Source organism: Chryseobacterium aquifrigidense, assembly GCF_006716485.1.
Classification (GTDB): Bacteria; Bacteroidota; Bacteroidia; order Flavobacteriales; family Weeksellaceae; genus Chryseobacterium; species Chryseobacterium vietnamense.
In genome coordinates, this window is record NZ_VFPD01000005.1 from 64761 (window position 1) to 83775 (window position 19015).

General features: G+C 35.9%; 23 protein-coding genes. 20 read left to right on the forward strand and 3 right to left on the reverse strand.

Going from position 1 to position 19015, the window contains the following annotated elements; translation table 11 throughout:
* The first annotated feature begins 76 nt into the window (after nt 1-76).
* The 17 genes from paaA (at nt 77) to FB551_RS23430 (ending at nt 13793) form a co-directional block, all read left to right on the forward strand.
* Complete coding sequence (gene paaA, locus FB551_RS22260; protein ID WP_034695794.1) at nt 77-1015, forward strand: 1,2-phenylacetyl-CoA epoxidase subunit PaaA; 939 nt, start codon at nt 77-79, stop codon at nt 1013-1015.
* Between the two features lie 111 nt (nt 1016-1126).
* Nucleotides 1127-1408 carry a 1,2-phenylacetyl-CoA epoxidase subunit PaaB gene (gene paaB / locus FB551_RS22265; RefSeq protein ID WP_002981782.1) on the forward strand — a complete coding sequence of 94 codons (282 nt, stop codon included), beginning with the start codon at nt 1127-1129 and terminating at the stop codon, nt 1406-1408.
* Between the two features lie 101 nt (nt 1409-1509).
* Nucleotides 1510-2259 carry a 1,2-phenylacetyl-CoA epoxidase subunit PaaC gene (gene paaC / locus FB551_RS22270; RefSeq protein WP_047429158.1) on the forward strand — a complete coding sequence of 250 codons (750 nt, stop codon included), beginning with the start codon at nt 1510-1512 and terminating at the stop codon, nt 2257-2259.
* A 10-nt stretch (nt 2260-2269) separates the two neighbouring features.
* On the forward strand, nt 2270-2950 hold the full coding sequence (locus FB551_RS22275) for a hypothetical protein (protein ID WP_142018971.1): 681 nt from the start codon (nt 2270-2272) through the stop codon (nt 2948-2950).
* The gene (paaD, locus tag FB551_RS22280; protein WP_185150229.1) at nt 2947-3411 is read left to right on the forward strand and encodes a 1,2-phenylacetyl-CoA epoxidase subunit PaaD; all 465 of its coding nucleotides are present in this window, start codon (nt 2947-2949) and stop codon (nt 3409-3411) included. The genes FB551_RS22275 and paaD overlap by 4 nt, the downstream gene beginning before the upstream one ends.
* 142 nt (nt 3412-3553) lie before the next feature.
* Nucleotides 3554-4354, forward strand: coding sequence for an enoyl-CoA hydratase/isomerase family protein (locus FB551_RS22285; protein ID WP_047429165.1), 801 nt, complete (start codon nt 3554-3556; stop codon nt 4352-4354).
* Between the two features lie 93 nt (nt 4355-4447).
* A complete protein-coding gene (locus FB551_RS22290; RefSeq protein WP_142018973.1) occupies nt 4448-5578 on the forward strand; it encodes a 3-hydroxyacyl-CoA dehydrogenase NAD-binding domain-containing protein in 1131 nt (376 codons plus the stop codon).
* 83 nt (nt 5579-5661) lie between these two features.
* The gene (locus tag FB551_RS22295) at nt 5662-5970 is read left to right on the forward strand and encodes a hypothetical protein (RefSeq protein WP_047429172.1); all 309 of its coding nucleotides are present in this window, start codon (nt 5662-5664) and stop codon (nt 5968-5970) included.
* A gap of 9 nt (nt 5971-5979) precedes the next feature.
* Nucleotides 5980-6393: a PaaI family thioesterase gene (locus FB551_RS22300; protein WP_047429174.1), complete on the forward strand. Its 414-nt coding sequence runs from the start codon at nt 5980-5982 to the stop codon at nt 6391-6393.
* Nucleotides 6394-6438: 45 nt separating this feature from the next.
* A complete protein-coding gene (gene pcaF / locus FB551_RS22305) occupies nt 6439-7644 on the forward strand; it encodes a 3-oxoadipyl-CoA thiolase (RefSeq protein ID WP_142018974.1) in 1206 nt (401 codons plus the stop codon).
* Nucleotides 7645-7739: 95 nt separating this feature from the next.
* The gene (locus FB551_RS22310) at nt 7740-8333 is read left to right on the forward strand and encodes an acyltransferase (protein ID WP_047429267.1); all 594 of its coding nucleotides are present in this window, start codon (nt 7740-7742) and stop codon (nt 8331-8333) included.
* 96 nt (nt 8334-8429) lie between these two features.
* Entirely contained in the window at nt 8430-8948 is a 519-nt protein-coding gene (locus FB551_RS22315; RefSeq protein WP_226798769.1) for a transposase, read from the forward strand.
* 117 nt (nt 8949-9065) lie between these two features.
* On the forward strand, nt 9066-9893 hold the full coding sequence (locus FB551_RS22320; protein WP_142018975.1) for an alpha/beta hydrolase: 828 nt from the start codon (nt 9066-9068) through the stop codon (nt 9891-9893).
* Nucleotides 9894-9904: 11 nt separating this feature from the next.
* Complete coding sequence (locus FB551_RS22325) at nt 9905-10180, forward strand: hypothetical protein (RefSeq protein ID WP_142018976.1); 276 nt, start codon at nt 9905-9907, stop codon at nt 10178-10180.
* An 8-nt stretch (nt 10181-10188) separates the two neighbouring features.
* Entirely contained in the window at nt 10189-12684 is a 2496-nt protein-coding gene (paaZ, locus tag FB551_RS22330; RefSeq protein WP_142018977.1) for a phenylacetic acid degradation bifunctional protein PaaZ, read from the forward strand.
* Nucleotides 12685-12779: 95 nt separating this feature from the next.
* On the forward strand, nt 12780-13493 hold the full coding sequence (locus FB551_RS22335; RefSeq protein WP_142018978.1) for an XAC2610-related protein: 714 nt from the start codon (nt 12780-12782) through the stop codon (nt 13491-13493).
* 138 nt (nt 13494-13631) lie between these two features.
* Nucleotides 13632-13793, forward strand: a complete 162-nt coding sequence (locus FB551_RS23430) for a bacteriocin-like protein (protein ID WP_167497914.1) — start codon at nt 13632-13634, stop codon at nt 13791-13793.
* Nucleotides 13794-13852: 59 nt separating this feature from the next.
* On the opposite strand, the gene FB551_RS22340 is transcribed toward FB551_RS23430, so the two are convergent.
* On the reverse strand, nt 13853-14530 hold the full coding sequence (locus FB551_RS22340; RefSeq protein WP_142018979.1) for a CPBP family intramembrane glutamic endopeptidase: 678 nt from the start codon (nt 14528-14530) through the stop codon (nt 13853-13855).
* 234 nt (nt 14531-14764) lie between these two features.
* Between FB551_RS22340 and FB551_RS22345 the strand changes: the two genes are divergently transcribed.
* Both FB551_RS22345 and FB551_RS22350 read left to right on the forward strand, forming a co-directional pair.
* On the forward strand, nt 14765-15535 hold the full coding sequence (locus FB551_RS22345; RefSeq protein ID WP_142018980.1) for a DUF4241 domain-containing protein: 771 nt from the start codon (nt 14765-14767) through the stop codon (nt 15533-15535).
* A gap of 2 nt (nt 15536-15537) precedes the next feature.
* On the forward strand, nt 15538-16224 hold the full coding sequence (locus tag FB551_RS22350) for an SMUG2 DNA glycosylase family protein (protein WP_142018981.1): 687 nt from the start codon (nt 15538-15540) through the stop codon (nt 16222-16224).
* Nucleotides 16225-16306: 82 nt separating this feature from the next.
* Here the strand turns inward: FB551_RS22350 and FB551_RS22355 are convergent, their stop codons facing one another.
* Together FB551_RS22355 and FB551_RS22360 are read right to left on the reverse strand one after the other, a co-directional pair.
* Nucleotides 16307-17128 carry a T9SS type A sorting domain-containing protein gene (locus tag FB551_RS22355; RefSeq protein WP_142018982.1) on the reverse strand — a complete coding sequence of 274 codons (822 nt, stop codon included), beginning with the start codon at nt 17126-17128 and terminating at the stop codon, nt 16307-16309.
* A gap of 36 nt (nt 17129-17164) precedes the next feature.
* Nucleotides 17165-17716 carry a phage tail protein gene (locus FB551_RS22360; protein ID WP_047429188.1) on the reverse strand — a complete coding sequence of 184 codons (552 nt, stop codon included), beginning with the start codon at nt 17714-17716 and terminating at the stop codon, nt 17165-17167.
* A gap of 256 nt (nt 17717-17972) precedes the next feature.
* On the opposite strand from FB551_RS22360, the gene FB551_RS22365 reads away from it, so the two are divergent.
* The gene (locus FB551_RS22365) at nt 17973-18737 is read left to right on the forward strand and encodes an enoyl-CoA hydratase/isomerase family protein (RefSeq protein WP_047429191.1); all 765 of its coding nucleotides are present in this window, start codon (nt 17973-17975) and stop codon (nt 18735-18737) included.
* Nucleotides 18738-19015: the final 278 nt, after the last annotated feature.

The window sequence follows — 19015 nt, forward strand, 5'->3', positions numbered from 1 at the left end:
TGTAACTATAGCAGATTAATTTCCAAATTCTCAAATTCTCAAATATCAAATTATTTAATTTTCAAATTCAAAAAAGATGGACTTAGAAAAATTTGTTCAATACGTTCACGAAGAAAATAAAGTAGAACCTAAAGATGTAATGCCGGATGATTACAGAAAACTGTTGGTTCGTCAGATTTCACAGCACGCGCATTCCGAAATTGTAGGAATGCTGCCGGAAGCCAACTGGATTTCCAGAGCGCCTTCATTGAGAAGAAAAATGGCTCTTTTAGCAAAAGTTCAGGATGAAGCAGGTCACGGCTTATACCTTTACTCTGCCACTGAAACATTAGGAGACGGAAGCATCAGAGCAGACAGAGATGCTACCTATGATGATATGCTGGAAGGAAAAGCAAAATATTCAAGTATTTTCAACTATCCTACCTTAAGCTGGGCAGATATCGGTGCCATTGGCTGGTTGGTAGACGGCGCTGCTATTATGAACCAGGTAATGCTGATGGGGAACTCTTACGGTCCTTATTCAAGAGCGATGGTGAAAATCTGTAAAGAAGAATCTTTCCACCAAAGACAAGGGTATGAAATTTTGATGGCATTATGCCGTGGAACAAAACAACAGAAAGAAATGGCTCAGGCTTCATTAAACCGTTTCTGGTGGCCGGCTCTGATGATGTTCGGGCCTAATGATGACAGTTCACCAAACTCTAAAATCTCTATGAACTACAGAGTAAAAAGAGAAAGTAATGACAGTCTTCGTCAGAGATTTATTGACGTTACCGTTTCTCAGGCTGAATTCTTAGGATTAACCATTCCGGACAAAGATCTGAAATGGAACGAGGAAAGACAACATTACGATTTCGGAGAACTTCCCTGGGATGAATTCATGGAAATCTTAAAAGGAAACGGACCTTGCAACAAAAAGCGTATCGAAACGAAACGTAAGGCGCAAAGAGAAAATTCATGGGTAAAAGAAGCTGCAGCAGCTTTTGCAGAAAAACAACAAAAAGAAGTAATATAATAATGTAACAATATACCAATGTAGAAATGTAACAATCATTGTCATGCTGAGCTTGTCGAAGCATCTCATTATTAAACTGGTACATTGATGCATTGTTAAATTAATTTGACTATGGCAAATTTAGATATGTGGGAAGTGTTTATTCAAACTAAACCGGGATTATCTCACAAACACGTTGGAATTGTACAGGCACCAACAGCAGAAATGGCTTTGCAGAACGCAAGAGACGTTTATACAAGAAGAAAAGAAGGAACTTCTGTTTGGGTAGTTCCAAGTAAATATATTGTGACTTCAGAAGGTGTGGATAAAGAAGCTTTCTTCGATCCGGCTGATGATAAATTATACCGTCACCCAACATTCTACGAGATTCCAAACGACGTAAAAAATATGTAATAAGACTTTTGAGATAATAGACAGATAGATAAAAGACCTTAAGGTTTACTTGTCTGTTTTCTATCCATCTATCATCTATCCGTCTTTAAATTGATTAAACAATGAATCCATTATATAATTATTTATTAAAACTAGCAGACGACAGTTTCATTATGGGGCAGCGTTTGTCTGCGTGGTGCGGTGAAGGTCCTTACCTGGAGGAAGATATTGCATTAACGAATATTGCGTTGGATGAACTCGGTCAGGCTAATAACTTTTACGTTTACGCTTCAAGAGTGATTGACAACGGAAAAAGTGAAGATGATATCGCATTTTTAAGATACGAGCACGAATACGTCAACGCCCATTGGGTAGAACTTCCCAACGAAGATTATGCGCAGACTATTCTTAAAGTATATGTATTGTCTGTTTATCAGAAACTGATGTATGAGGCTTTATCAAATTCTGCTAATGAAGAATTGGCTGCCATTGCTCAAAAATCATTGAAAGAAGTAAGATATCATTATACTCATGCTGCATCCTGGATGAAAATCTTCGCTCAGGGAACAGAAGAAAGTAAGTCCCGTTTGGTAAAAGCAATTGAAAATATCTGGGAATATACAAAAGGTCTTTTTGCAAAAACAGAAGGTGAAGATGATCTTGTTGCCTTGAATATTGCTCCCAATACAGACGTTCTTTATGAAGAATTTCTTGCCATTACAAAGAAAGATTTTGCAGACTTCGGTTTAGAATATCCGGAAAATGCTTTTATGCAGCCCAAATCAAGAACAGGATATCATACAGAATACTTTGGATTTATTCTTTGTGAACTTCAGTATATGCAGAGAGCGTATCCTGGGTGTACGTGGTAATAAGAAACCCATGAAGAAGGGTATAATTTTTTTATTATTCAGTTTAATGCTTATATCTTGTTCAAAGGAGCGGGAAAAAACGAAAGTAATTAAAAATATCTCAGGTTTAAATGAACTGTTTCATTTAAAAAACTATAAGACTCAGGTTAGACTGAAAGTTAATGATTCTACAGATCATATAACGGCTCAATGGCATAATTTCACTTTAGCGGGCGACTTCGATACTAAAATGAATAACAGAACAGGAATCTGGATTTTGAAAAATAAATTGAATTCGAAGGAAGTTTTGATCGATTATATCATTTTTAGTAAAGATAATGTTTTTAAAAATCAAATTATTTTTAAAGAACACAATAAGATTGATTCTTCTAAAAGTAAGTTTTATATAGCAAAAGAAAAATCCTTTAAACATATATTATTAAAGTTTTTCTCACCTAAAATAGAAGAGGAGGTTTCAAAAGAAGCAAAGATTGGATATAGAATATTAAGGGGCTCAAAAGTTCTGAAAGATGATTCTTTAACTTATAAAAACAATAGGGAGGGAATTTATCTGACTAATATAAAATTTGACTTTCAAAAAGGAGATAAACTTGCAGGTGCTTTTAGTGAATTTGTAATGGCAAAAGATCCCAGAAGTAAGGATAGTCTTATAATGGGAAATAATTCAATATATTTTATAGAAAGATTTTGAAAGACCTTTTAGATTTATTAAAAACAATTCCCGATCCGGAAATTCCCGTGATTGATATCGTGGAATTAGGAATCGTAAGAGATGCACAGGTCACAGGTGAAAATACTTGTGAAGTGATCATTACGCCTACTTATTCTGCCTGTCCTGCAATGTTTACCATTGAAGAGGATATTATCAAAATGATGAAAGAAAACGGATGGGATGCAAAAGTAGTCACCAAGATGTTTCCGATCTGGACAACTGACTGGCTGACTGATGAAGCGAGAGAAAAACTTCGTGTTTATGGAATCACTCCTCCCGAAAAAGGAGCAGACGAACATCATATCGGTAAACCGAAAAAATGTCCGCGCTGTGGTTCTGAGCATACCAAGCAGATCAGCAGATTTGGGTCTACGCTGTGTAAGGCCTCTTATCAGTGTTTAGACTGCCTGGAGCCCTTTGATTATTTTAAATGTCATTGATGAGTGATCTGGCAATCTGCAATAAATTTTACGGCTATGCAAAGCATAACGAAGGAATTGTTAGATTGTTAAATTATTAGACGGTTACATTAATTTATATTGTTAAATTAGTGCGTTGTTAAATAATAAATTAATAAAAACTATGTATACACAACTTGATATTGAAACGCATTTTGACGGGAAGCTTAAAATTGCATATCTTAATCAACCGGAAACAATGAATGCTCTTACCAAGCCGGCTTTAGCAGATCTTAGGGATTTTGTTAAAGAATGCAGCGAAGATGAAACCGTAAGATGTGTGGCTATTTCCGGAAGAGGGAGAGCATTTTGCTCAGGTCAGAATCTGGATGAAGCTTTCGTGGTAGGCAAAGAACACCATGATCACGACATTATCAGAAAAATTGTGGTAGATTATTATAACCCTTTAGTGTTAGAGGTTACCCGTTGCAAAAAACCTGTTATTGCTTTAGTAAACGGTCCTGCAGTAGGAGCCGGAGCTATGCTGGCTTTAATCTCTGACTTCGTTTTAGCAAACGAGAAAGCATATTTTGCCCAAGCATTTTCAAATATCGGTTTGATTCCTGATACTGGAGGTACTTACTTCTTACCGAAACTTTTAGGTAGACAATTAGCCAATTATTTAGCATTCACCGGTAAAAAATTATCCGCAGAAGAATCTAAATCTTATGGTCTTGTAGCTGAAGTTTTCAGTGAAGAAGAATTCGTTCCAAAATCTATGGAAATTCTTGAAAGAATGGCAAACATGCCAACAGCAGCAATTAAGCTTACGAAAAAAGCATTCGCCAATTCTTATAACAACACATTGAAAGAACAGCTTGAGCTGGAAGGAGATCTTCAACAGGAAGCTGCAGGTACAGAAGACTTCATTGAAGGAGTAAATGCCTTTTTACAGAAAAGAAAACCTAATTATAAAGGAAGATAAATTTCGTATTAATGTATTCATGTAAAATGTATTAATGATTTTTAAAACGATTTACATGAATACATTTTACATTAATACATTGTACAAATAAAAATGAATATTGGAATTATCGGTGCCGGAACAATGGGAATCGGCATTGCACAAGTAGCCGCAACGAACGGATGCAAAGTATGGGTATATGATGCCAACGCAAAACAAGTAGAAACGGCAACGGTAGGTTTGGAAAAAACGCTCACCAGATTGGTGGATAAACAAAAAATTTCGGCAGAAAAAATGACTGAAATTTTAGCTAATATTTCCATTGCTACAGAATTGAAAGATTTCAAGGATTGTGAATTGATCATTGAAGCAATTGTTGAAAACAAAGACATTAAAACCAAGGTGTTTACAGAACTTGAAAATTATGTTTCAGAAAGCTGTATCATCAGTTCCAATACCTCATCTATTTCTATCACCTCTCTTGGTGCAGAACTAAAGAAGCCGGAGCGTTTCATCGGAATTCACTTTTTCAATCCCGCTCCATTGATGCCTTTAGTGGAAGTTATTCCATCCTTATTAACAGAAAAAACATTACCAGAAAAAATCTACAACCTCATGAAAGAATGGGGGAAAACTCCTGTTATTGCTAAAGATATTCCTGGATTTATTGTCAACAGAATTGCCAGACCTTACTATGGGGAAGGACTTAGACTTGTTGAAGAAAATATTGCTACCCCTGAACAGGTGGATGACGCCATGAAAACCCTGGGGAATTTCAAAATGGGCCCTTTCGAATTGATGGATCTTATCGGGGTTGATGTCAACTTTGCCGTAACAACAACAGTTTACAAAGATTATTTCTACGATCCGAAATATAAACCGTCTCTATTGCAGCAAAGAATGTCTGAAGCCAAACTTCACGGCAGAAAAACAGGAAAAGGCTTCTACGATTACAGCGAAGGAGCAGAAAATCCTGTAGCTCAGAAAGACGATGCTTTATACCAGCAGATCTTTTTAAGAATCATTTCAATGCTGATCAACGAAGCTGTTGAAGCTAAAAGATTGGGTGTTGCCAATGACGAAGATATTGAGCTGGCTATGCAGAAAGGAGTGAATTATCCGAAAGGATTATTAAGCTGGGGGAAAGAAATCGGATATGCAAAAATCTCCGAAACCTTGCAAAACCTTTACGAAGAATATCAGGAAGAAAGGTATAGACAAAGTCCTTTGCTGAGAAAACTATAAAAATATTTAAATCTGCTAGTGTATTGTCATGCTGAGCGAAGTCGAAGCATCTCTCAAGTAGATTATTATATCAAAAAAACTTCATGAATATAGATGAATTCAGGGCTGAGCTGGAAACCAGGCTTTTAATTGAGAAACAGTATTTATTGCAGGAAGCTTCCTCTGTCAATGCTGAGGAAAGGCTTGAGTTGTTAGGAAAGTTTAATGAGAAATATAAAGAAGTGATCAAAAGATTAGCTAACGAAAATGGAGTTGATTTAAATGAATCCTATCCCTCTGAAAACTCATCAGACTCTGAAAATCTTTCATACGAACAAATTATTCTGGGTAAAACAATGAGTGTTTACGACAGATTATCCGATGAGCTGTATGAAGAAATAACAAACATATAATTAATAGAAATGAATCCAAGACAAGTAGCAGATTATATGTTCAATCAGGATTATTTTTCCCAGTGGATGAATATCAAAATGATTGAAGTAAAAGAAAATTACTGTTTAATAGAAATGCCCATTAAGAAAGATATGATTAACGGGCTTAAAACAGTTCATGGTGGAGTTACCTTTGCTTTTGCAGACTCTGCGCTGGCATTTTCTTCCAACAATACAGGTGATGCTGCGGTCGCGCTGAACTGTATTATCAATTTTACCAAAGCCGGAAAGGAAGGAGATATTTTCAGAGCCGAAAGTATTTTGGTGAATGATACCAGAAAAACTGCGGTTTATGACATTCAGATTACCAATCAAAATCAGGAGTTGATTGCAAAGTTTGTAGGAACAGTTTACAAAATCGGAAAAAAAGTAACAGAATTATAAAGAGTTTTCAAATTCTCAAATTTGACTCATTTTCAAATTAAAATTATGAACAACGTATACATCATAGACTATGTCAGAACTCCCATCTCAAAATTACAGGGAGGATTATCAGAAGTAAGAGCAGATGATTTAGCCGCTATTGTGATCAAAGAAGTGGTTGCAAGAAATCCTGAAGTTCCTGTAGAGGAAATTGAAGACGTTATTTTCGGATGCGCTAACCAGGCAGGCGAAGATAACAGAAACGTTGCCAGAATGGGGCTTTTATTGGCTGGTCTTCCTTACAAAATTGGTGGAGAGACTGTCAACAGGCTATGTGCTTCAGGAATGTCTGCGGTAGCCAATGCATTCCGTTCTATTGCTGCAGGTGAAGGCGAAATTTATATTGCAGGAGGCGTTGAGCATATGACGCGTTCTCCTTATGTAATGTCAAAACCTAGCGCTGCTTTCGGAAGAGACAGCCAGATGTTTGATACTACTTTCGGATGGCGTTTCATTAACCCTAAAATGAAAGAATTATACGGGGTTGACGGAATGGGAGAAACTGCAGAAAATTTAGCAGATATCCACCAGATCAACAGAGAAGATCAGGATAAATTTGCCCTTTGGTCTCAGCAGAAAGCTACAAAAGCTCAGGAAAGCGGAAGACTGGCAGAAGAAATTGTAAAAGTGGAGATTCCTCAGAGAAAAGGCGATCCGATTGTTTTTGAAAAAGATGAATTCATTAAACCAACTTCCTCTATGGAAGGGTTGGCAAAACTTCGTCCTGCTTTCAGAAAAGAAGGAACGGTAACTGCAGGAAATGCTTCTGGAATGAATGACGGTGCCGCAGCTTTGATTTTAGCAAGCGAAGAAGCGGTGAAAAAATACGGTTTAAAACCAAAAGCGAAAATTCTGGGATCTTCCGTAGCCGGAGTAGAGCCAAGAATTATGGGAATCGGTCCGGTAGAAGCCACTCAAAAGCTATTGAAGAGATTAAATCTTTCTCTTGAAGATATGGACATCATTGAACTAAACGAAGCATTCGCGGCACAGGCACTTGCTGTGACAAGAAGTTTAGGATTAAAAGATGATGACTCAAGAATAAATCCTAATGGTGGTGCAATCGCAATTGGCCACCCACTGGGAGTTTCGGGAGCAAGAATCGTAGGTTCTGCAGCAATGGAACTTCAGAAACAGGATAAGAAATATGCATTGTGCACCCTTTGTATCGGCGTAGGACAAGGATATGCAATGGTAATCGAAAAAGTATAATTAATTTGAAAGTGAGTTGATTGGAGAATTTGAAAATGTCTAAAGACATTAGCAATTTTCAAATTAATTCATTCTCAGATTTTCAAATTAAAATTATGAACATCTACTCATACCATGGGATTCGTCCCATTATAAAGCCCTCTGCCTATATTCATCCGCAGGCAGTCATTATCGGGAATGTAGAAATAGGGGAGGAAGTATATATCGGTCCCAATGCGGTAATTCGTGGAGACTGGGGGAAAATTATCATTAAAGACGGAGCCAATGTACAGGAAAACTGTACCCTTCATGTTTTCCCGAATATAGAAACCATACTGGAAGAATCCGCACACATCGGACATGGCGCAATCATCCACTCAGGACACATCGGAAAAAACTGTCTGATCGGAATGAATTCCGTTGTGATGGACAAAGCATATATCGGTGACGAAAGTATTGTAGGAGCATTGGCTTTTGTACCGGCTAATTTCAGATGTGAACCAAGAAAGCTGGTTGTAGGAAGCCCTGCGAAAATTATCCGTGATGTTTCTGATGAAATGATTCACTGGAAAACAGAAGGAACAAAACTCTATCAGGAACTGGCAAGAGAAGGAAAAGAAGCTATTCTGCCTTGTGAGCCTTTTACAGAATATGTTCAGCAGATCCCAACAAAAATTGTGGATTACAGCATCTGGGATGATATAAAATAAAAGTATAACTTATTTTGAATAATTGCAGATAATTAAACGCAACGGGTTTTTAAAACCCGTTGCGTTTAACAAAATTAAATACCAGATTTAAAAAGAATGATTAATACAGAAAATTTTGAATTTGAAGGTACATATCACATTTTTTCTCATGTAAATGGGACTGAAGTTATTTTTCGTGAACCATCAAATTATCAGTTTTTTCTGGAAAAGATTGAAAAATATATTCTTCCGGTTGCTGATATTTATGCTTATTGTCTGTTACCTAATCATTTTCATTTGTTGTTAAGATTTAAGAATTTTGATGATGTGAATAGTGAAAATGAGCATCAGTTTTTAATGAAGCACTTTGGTAATTTATTGAATGCTTATGCTAAAGCTTACAACAAAAAATATAATAGAAATGGAGCTCTTTTTCTGAATGCGGTAAAACGAAAGAAAATGTCAGATGAAAAATATTTATTGAAAGTTTTACATTATATTCATAATAATCCGACTAATCACGGATTTGTAAATAAAATTGACCAATGGAAGCATTCTTCTTATAATTCATATTTAAATCCTGAAAAAGAAAGTAAATTGGATAGAAAGGGGATTATGCGGTATTTGTTTCGTTAGAAGTTTTTAGAAATTATCATCAATCTACTATTGAATATGATTTTTTAAATTTTGAATAATTGCTAATAATCAAACCTAACGGGTTTTTAAAACCCGTTAGGTTTAATAAAATTAAATATGATTAAAAAAATTGCACTTGCATGCAGCATAATGTTTGCGGTGGGCTGTACGCTATCAGCACAAACTGTTACAACAAAACCGCTTACAATCGGAGAAGTGAGGACCATTAAGTCCAAAACGTTAAATGAAGACAGAACGTTGAATATTTATCTTCCACAGGGCTATGATAAAACAAAATCATACCCGGTGATCTATCTGTTGGATGGAAGCATAAATGAAGATTTTATTCACGTTACAGGATTAGTACAATTCTTTAATCAAATGTATTCCATGCCGGAAACCATTGTGGTGGGAGTTGCTAATGTAGACAGGAAAAGGGATTTTACTTTTCATACGGATTTAAAAGACTTACAGAAAGATTATCCTACCACAGGACATTCTGATAAGTTTATTGCTTTCCTTGAAAAAGAATTAAAACCTTATGTTGAAAGTCAGTTTAAAACTACGGACAAATATTTGTTCGGGCAATCTTTGGGAGGTCTTCTGGCAGCAGAAATACTTCTGAAAAAGCCGGAGATGTTCAACAACTATTTTATTATCAGCCCAAGTTTGTGGTGGGATGATGAAAGCTTACTGAAACAGGCTGGAACATTACTTTCAAAATCTTCGGATACTAAAAAGTTTGTTTATGTTTCTGTAGGGAAAGGAGAACATCCGGTAATGGTAAAAGATGCCGAAGCTTTCTATGATGTTTTGAAAAAAGCAGGGAAGAAAAACTGGACATTAGAATATAAAATGATGGAAACAGACAATCATGCAACCATTCTTCACAGAAGTTTATATGAAGGACTGGTGAAAATGTTTCCCTATCAGGAACCGAAATAAATTACTTCCAAATGATGAATATTCTGAAGAAATACTGGATTGTAATATTGATATTTATAATCATTATGAATGTTCTAAGGCTTTATCTGGTAGAAGAATCAATAGGAATTTCAGATGCTTTGGAACATGTTGAATCAGATGAGCTAATTGCTAAGCTAGAGCGTAAAAATTATTTCTATGAGTTATTTGTTGAAATTGTCATCATTTTAAATGGCTGGCTGGCACTTTTTATCCCTTATTTGATTATTAGAAACTTTATCAAAAAGATTAATCTAAGCAAAAAGTAAAAAACTATATGGAAAAGTTAAAAAACTATATCTACGGACAATGGGTAGAAGGTACCGGAAACGGAGTTCCTTTGTATAATGCCGTTACAGGAGAGCAGGTGGCTGTTTCTGATACAGAAGGGCTTAATTTTGAACAGGCTCTTGACTACGGAAGAACCGTAGGATACAAAAACCTTTCTTCAATGACTTTCTACGACCGTGGAGAAATGTTGAAAAAAGTAGCCCTTTACCTGTTGGAAAGAAAGAAGAAATACTACGACTTATCATACAAAACGGGAGCTACGCACGTTGATTCTTGGGTGGATATTGAAGGAGGTTTCGGAACTTTCTTTACCTATTCCGGATTGGCAAAAAGAATGCTTCCCAATACTTCATTTTGGGTAGATGGAGATACTCAGAAGATTTCTGCTAACGGAACTTTCTTAGGAACCCATATTTTAACACCTAGTGAAGGAGTTTCTGTACAGATCAATGCTTATAACTTTCCGGTGTGGGGAATGTTGGAAAAACTATCCACTTCCTTATTGGCTGGAGTTCCTTCTATTGTAAAACCATCTCCTTTCGGATCTTACCTTACCAATGCGGTATTTCAGGATATGATTGAAAGTGGAGTGTTACCTGAAGGTGCCGTGCAGTTAGTATGTGGAGAGCCTGGAAATATTTTAGATTATGTACAGGATGGAGACTCTGTATTGTTTACTGGCTCTGCTCACACAGGTAGAAAGTTGAAATCTCTTCCTTCGGTTGCCGGAAATGCCGTTCGTTTCAATATGGAAGCAGATTCCCTGAACTGTTCTATCCTTGGATTGGAAGCAAAACCGGGAACTCCTGAATTTGATTTATTCATCAAAGAAGTTCGTAACGAAATGACGACAAAAGCAGGACAGAAATGTACAGCGATCAGAAGAATTATCGTTCCTGAACATTTGATCGGTGACGTTCAGAATGCTCTGTCTAAAGCTTTGGATCAGACTAAAATCGGAAACCCATTAAGCAGAGAAACTAAAATGGGATCTTTAGTGGGAAGACAGCAGTATGAAGAAGTTCTGAGAAAAGTAAACCTGTTAAAATCAGAAACAGAACTTGTTTATGACGGAAAACATGAACTTGTAGATGCCAACTATGAAAATGGTGCATTTATGAGTCCGAAATTATTCCTGAACGACAAGCCTTTCGAAAAAAATATATCTCACGATGTAGAAGCTTTCGGGCCAGTATCTACATTGATGCCGTATAAAGATGCTGAAGAAGCAGCTGCACTGGCAAAAAGAGGAAAAGGAAGTTTGGTAGGGTCTATCGTTTCTCGCGATGAGAACTTTATCGCAGAAACTTCATGGAAAATGGCTTCCCAGCACGGAAGAATCTTTGTATTAAACAGAGATAACGCTAAGGAAAGTACAGGTCATGGTTCACCGCTTCCTACATTAATGCACGGAGGTCCTGGTAGAGCAGGTGGCGGAGAGGAAATGGGCGGACTGAGCGGTCTTCATTTCTTCTTACAGAAAACAGCTATTCAGGGATCACCGGATGTATTGAAAGCAATTACCAAAATATATCAGCAGGGCGCAGAGAAAAAATTCTCGGACAAACATCCTTTTCAGAAATATTTTGAGGAAGTGGAAGTAGGAGACTCTTTAGAAACAGCAGGAAGAACGGTTACAGATGCTGATATCGTTAACTTTTCCAATGTTTCATGGGATCATTTCTATGCCCATACAGATGCTACAAGTTTAACAGGTACAATCTTTGATAAAACTGTTGCTCATGGATATTTCATTCTTTCAGCGGCAGCGGGATTGTTTGTTTCAGGCAAAAAAGGACCTGTAATTGCCAATTACGGATTGGAAGACTGCAGTTTCTTCAAACCTGTATATGCCGGAGATACGATCACTGTTTATCTGACAGCAAAAGAAAAAATAAACAGAGGAGTAAAAGGAAGAAACATTCCTTCAGGTGTTGTAAAATGGCTGGTTGAAGTTGTAAACCAAAGAGATGAGGTAGTTTGCGTGGCAACAATCTTAACATTGGTTGCAAAGCAATCCCCTTTCATTGATCTGAATGTAAAAAATATTCAGAAAATGTTGAATGGATTAACAGAAAGTACCCCTGCACTTTGGGGGAAAATGTCTCCACAGCAGATGTTAGAACATTTGGAACAGGCGGTATTGGTAAGTTTCGGAGAACCTGAAGCCGAAAAATGCTTCACTCCGGAAGAAAACCTTGAAAAATGGCAGGATTCTCTTTACAACCACAGAGCAATGCCAAAAGAATTTACAGCGCCATTCCTTCCACAGGACGGTTCGCTTCCGGAGCAAAAACACAAAAATTTGGAAGCTGCAAAACTGTCATTCATGAATAACCTGAAGAAATTTGTTATTTATTACAAAGAAAATCCACAGGCAGAACACATGAATTACGTTTTCGGAAAACTGAATAAAGAAATGTGGGAACTGATGCACAAAAAGCATTTTACGCACCATTTCCAGCAGTTTGGATTAATTTAATTCAAAATAATGATAAAATTTCCCCTTCAGAGTAGTACTGAAGGGGATTTTAATTTGGCGGAAAATACTTAAATTCATACATATTCTTTTAAATCATGAAATTTTTTAAAGTTTTCTTTTTAGCTCTACCATCTTTGCTCCTTTTTTCCTGTTCCAGAAATCCGAAACCTGATAAAGAAGGCTATTTTTCTGAAGAGAAATTTGTTGATAGCCTCAATGTGGGAAGAAAAGGTAAAACTAAAATTGAATTTGAAAAATTTAGGCATGGTAAGAATGGTGATGTATTTGTAACCTTGAATGTTTACGATCTAAAAGAGATCTGGGTGGAAACTAAAGGTTCAATATTTCATACCTGGGAATTAAAGAATAGTTTTAGATTTATCAAAGATGGAGTAACCGATTTAGATGTTCAGATAAGTGACTTTAATAATGATGGTTTCAACGATATCACTTATCAAAGTGGAATAGCCGGAAGAGGAGGAAATATAGTGATGACTTTGTTTGTATATAATCCAAAGAATAAAGATTTTATTCACATTAGAAATTCAGATAATTATCCCAACCTAAGTTTTAATTCAAAACTAAACTGTATCAATTCTTTAATTTTAACAGGTTCTACCACAACGGCATTTCTAAAAATTAAAAAAGATTCCCTAGATGAATTTGCACGAGTAGATGTTTCTGATAAAATAGTGGTGGAAGAAAAAGATTCTACAGGTAAGTTTAAAATTATTGAAAAAAAACTATTCAAAGGAAATGATGAAGACTTTTATAAGACTTTTAGAAATTACAAACCTTTAGAATATTAGTAAATTTTATTTATCATATAATTAGATAATATATGTTATTTCAATTAGTTATATTTTTTTTAAATTAAAAATGATTAACTTTAATAGGCGAAATCCGAAAAGCATATAGAGTAGGAGAGAATATCAAAACTGATTACAATGAAAAACTTAAAAAAACTTTCAAGACACGAGTTGAGATCTCTTAAAGGAGCCGGGCCAAACTGGTCTTGTGTCCTTAATCCTTGTCCTCCCGGAAGCTGTTGTCTCCCTGGAAGATGGCCTGATATTGCAAGGGCATGTTATATATGTGCCGATTCTTAGATTTTTTTTAACTTAAAACAATACATAAAGCTGCAATTCTCTGTGATTTGTAGCTTTTTTTATAATGTCTTTTTAAGCTTAAAATAGCCATACATTAAAAGAGGTAAAGCAAATATCTGAAACAAAAAAACAAGCAGTGACGGAATCCCTTCAAGGTGGGTTTCATTAGCTTTCATAAAGAGCTGTTTGCCTAGAGGTCCATTTGAGAATATAACAATATTAAACAAATTCCAGCCCAGATGGAGGCCTATAGGAAGGTACAGAGATCTGGTCTTAGCAAAAGAAACGGCAAGCATCCACCCAAAGATGGCGGTCATCACAAAAATAATTCCCATCTGAAAAGGATTTCCGAATGCATTATAAGAAAACCAGTGGTAAATTCCAAAGCAGAATGCAGATAAAAGACAGGCTTTTGTTGTTCCCCATTTTTCAATAGCAAGATACAGCAAAGCACCTCTGAAAAGTAATTCTTCAAACAATACAGACTTTACAACCCACCATGAGCTCATTAACGCTGCAGAAAATGTGAAGTGCTTATTCAGAATCCAGCTGTTATTGATAAATGCCGTTGTCATAATGTGGTAAAGACTGCAAATCGCTGCAGCCAAAAGAAAACCAATACTCCAATGAATTAATCTGGTTGGGTTAGGTTTAAATCCTAAAACAGAAAGATCCTTTTTTGCTATAAACTTCAGGAGAAGCCAGGAAATGATAAGCTCAATGATAATTCCAATCATGGGTTAAAAGTTTTAGTTGGATGAAATTTCTATTTCATTGAAAACGAATATAATAAAAAAATAAATATGAATTAAAACTTAAGAATGGGATTATAAAATATGATGATTCAGTATCTTTTTTATCAATAATCTATTGAAGTGAATGATGAATTTTTAACAGATTCTTAGTTTCAACTTCTTCTTTCTCTTGTAAAAAAGTACTACTTTTAAAATTCAATCATAAAATCAAGAGCAATGAACCAAAACTGGATGCAAAAGTGGGAAGAAGTGAAAAATATTTTGATTTGTCCTACAGATCTCGAAACGTATTTTACTTCTGATGAAATTCTGGGACAGAAAATGGAGACGATGGAAATCGGAAATGTTTCTCTTCCTTCAGGAAAAGTGGTGGTAAGAGATCCGTTGGTTTCTCTGAATGCCAATCAATCTCCTTATTTTATTCAGGCTCCGAAAGGAAATTTTCCTGTGACCATTGCTGTGGTAAAATCTGAAGATTGGGGAAAAAGATATGCTGTTGTAAAAGTTGAATTTACCAAAGAAAAACCTGTTGTTTACAGAGAAGCTTTAGTAGGAATTGAAGAATTGGAGGACGTAACTGAAGATGATTATTTTGGTTTCGCCGTGGATGCTGGCTTAGGATGTATTACGGATAAAGAGGTTCTTCCTTTTGTGGATCAATTTATAGATAAAATAGATGTCAACAATGTCTATGATGATTATTTCGCCGGGCTTTTTTCACAAAGCTACAAAGCTAACCCTACCAATCAGAGAGAAGCGGGAGACTGGATCAATTGGATGATTCCTGATACCAGCTATCACATTCCGATGTTTGCTAGCGGCTTTGGCGACGGTACTTACCCTGTGTACTTTGCTTATGATGCTAACGAAGAAATTTGCGGTTTATACATTCAATTTATTGATATTGAATTGGCTTTAAGTGAAGAAGATGAAGAGGACGACAGTGAAGACGATCAACCTGAACATTTTATTTTTTCTAAAAACTAAATATGGATAGAACTTTCGCAGACCATGTTATTGCGTTCAATGAAAACCTGAGCTATACAGGAAATTTACCTGAAGGTTTTGATGTTTTGAACCCCTATCTGGATAATCCCGAAACATTAACGGTAATGCAGAAGTTTTATCATAAATATTATAATGATTCGTCCAGAAGAAAATTTATCATAGGAATCAATCCGAGCCGTCATGGAGCTGGAGTAACCGGAGTTCCGTTTACCGATACAAAAAGACTGGAAAGTGTCTGCGGGATCAAAATGGAATCTGCCCATACCCATGAAATTTCTTCGGTATTCATGTATGATATGATTGAAGATTATGGGGGAGCTGATCTTTTTTATAAAGATATCTATATCAATTCTCCATTTCCGTTAGCTATCGTAAAGAAAACAAAAAACGGATGGCTTAATGCCAATTACTACGATGACAAAAGGCTTTTTGAAGCGGTAAAAGACTTTATGATTGAATCCTTGAAGAAACATATCAGCCTGAATCTGGATACCTCAGAAGTTTTTATTCTGGGTAAAAAGAATGCTGATTTTATTTCAAAATTAAATAACGAAGCAAAACTGTTCGATAGAATGACTGTTCTGGAGCATCCAAGATATATCCAACAGTACAAATTGAAAGAAAAACAGCTTTATATAGACAAGTATATTTTAGCTTTAAAAAAGTGACAAAATCCCTTCATCGAAAGGGATTTGTCATTCATGAATTAGAATCTTTATGGGAATATGAAATTTGTGAAAACTCTTGATATTAGTTTTTAATGACCTTGGTAGATTCTGTTGCTGTTTTAATAATATAAACTCCTTTTGGAAGCTCTGAAATATTGATTTCATTATTCCCCTTTTGAGTTTGAACAGTTTTCATCATTTTACCATCCAGGCTATAGATTTTAGCTTCACTGGCTTTTTCTGTAGTGATAGAAATTGGCCCATGGGTTGGATTAGGGTAAACAGTCAGGTCTTTTTTAATGCTTTTAGTTTCAGAAGTGGCCAATACCAGATTGCTGTCTTTTACCCAGGTAAAAGCATCCAAACCTACATATCGGAAAGCTCCGTTTGCAGTAACCTGCAGTTCATCAATCACGATATTTGAGTAGTTTTGGCCGTTTAAGTTGGTAAGATCAATCAAAGTATATCCGTTCGTACTACCTAAGCTTGTAGCAAATCCGTTCGTTTTTGTTTGGGTAAATTTTGTTACACCGCTTAGTTTTCCTGTTACCGTCAGAGTTCCTGAAACATTAAGGTCAAGATTCAATGCGGAAAGGTACATCCAGAATCTGTTTACTTTAAATAAATTTGAAGTTGTTTTAATACTGAATGACGGCGGAGACTGTGTGTCGTTGGAATTGTCAATGTATCTGTTATCATTCGCTGTTCCGCTCCAGCCTGTTCCCGGGAAATTCCCCTGAATGTCAAAAACACTTACATGTGAAATGATGTTGAAAATGACTCCATTGTCAGTGAAGCTTGTACTCCCGTGTGATTCCGTTTCAAATTGTTCTGTACTGGTCTGCCCGAATGAAAAAATTGAAATGAGCAGACTACAGATTGTTAAAAAAGTAGTGCTTTTCATGATGTTTGTTTTAAATGTTAGGTTATTTATATGAAATTAGTCCCTTGGTGGGTAAATACCTTCAACACAAATGATATAGTTTAAACCCAGATAAGGAGGCATATTATTCACTGGTAAATTTTGTCCTACAAAAGAAATACTTTGTCCGTTAATCACGGTGTCAGGATTAGAATCATTTATAAAGCTTGACACCACGTTGAAATCTCTTCCTACCTGCGTTCCTGAAATAGCAATAGATGATGTGGCGGTAGGGGTTGATGAGTTGGCATTTTTATTAGCTACTTTCAATTGAAAACCACCTCCGATGCTTGGAAGGTTTGAAGTTAAAAGGGTGTTCTGTGTAGTCCCTGATACTACTCCTAAAGGATAAAATTGGTTGGCATTTACGTTTCCTGCTCCCAAAGCCATACGCCCTTTTAAATTAGGCAGGGCAAAAGTAGTAATGCCGTCTCCGCCATAAGTTGTTCCTAAAATAGAGAATAGGGCAGAATTTCTTGAAATGCTTATTAGACTTCCGTCGCAAAACATCCAGCCTCTGGGTGCAAAATTTCCTGCAAATAATTTTACAATTCCAATGTACTCGTCCATGGTAATATGTTTTTTAGTTTTAGATTTCTTACTCTTTTTACAGGCTTTTCAGACTCCGCCTTTTGGTTATTAATTCTCAGTTCAAAGGAACAATTAATATCAGGCAGGTACTAGAGTAGAAAATACCAAATTAAAAACTCCGTATTTCTACGTAGTAATGTCCTGAAGTGTGCGGATTTAAAAAGAAAATTTATGCTTTAAGTTTCTCTGAACGAGCTGTATTTCGTATTTTTGTAAGAATCCAATAAAAATAAAAATGAGCGAATTTGTAGCATCAGAAATTAAAAATAATATTGCCGAAATCACTTTCGGTACACCCAAAAGTAATTCACTTCCGGGTGCAATTTTAGAAAAACTGGCAGAAACGATTCTTGAAGAAGGAGCAAAAGAAGAGGTGAAAGCTATTTTAGTAAAAAGTGCAGGAGAGAAAGCTTTCTGTGCAGGAGCAAGTTTTGATGAGCTTTTAGCCATTGAGGAACTGGAAGCTTCCACGAAATTTTTCGGAGGCTTTGCTAAAGTTTTAAATGCAATGAGAAACTGTGGGAAAATTGTAGTTGTAAGAGTTCAGGGGAAAACTACCGGAGGAGGAGTCGGAATTGCTTGCGGAGCAGATTATTGTTTTGCTACTAAGGATTCAGCTCTGGCGCTTACGGAAATTAATCTTGGAATCGGGCCTTTTGTAATTGGTCCTTATGTTGAAAGAAAAATCGGTAAATCACAATTCTCTGCGATGGCAATTGATGCAGACTTCAGATCTTCTGAATGGGCTGAACAGCATAATATTTATCATTCTGTTTCAGGTACTATTGAGGAAATGGATGAAAAGCTGGAGAAGTTTTTACAGACTTTAGCATCAAGAAGCAGCGATGCTTTGGCATTAATTAAAAAAGTTTCATGGGAAGGAACAGATCACTTCAATGAGCTAATGCCAGCAAGGATTCATATGAGTGCAAGTCTTATTCTGGAGGATTCAGCGAAGAAAAATATTGAATCCATCAAAGAAAAGTTAAGGGCAAAGTAACTTGCTTTTAATGATTCGAAAATAATTGGATTCCGATCCAAAATATTATCCGTAGAAATATTTGTTCTACGGATTTTTTTATGCTTTACTGTGGTTGTATGATGATAGTTTGATTTTTTTTAATAAGCGGAAACTATAGTATATTATACTTATGTCTTTGTATTGTGTTATCGTTACTTTATTTTACTTAATGTGATTTTTTATTTAAATAAATAGTGTTTTTTATGAGTTATTGATAGTATTTTAACTAATTTTAAATAAGTGTTTGATTTTTGTTT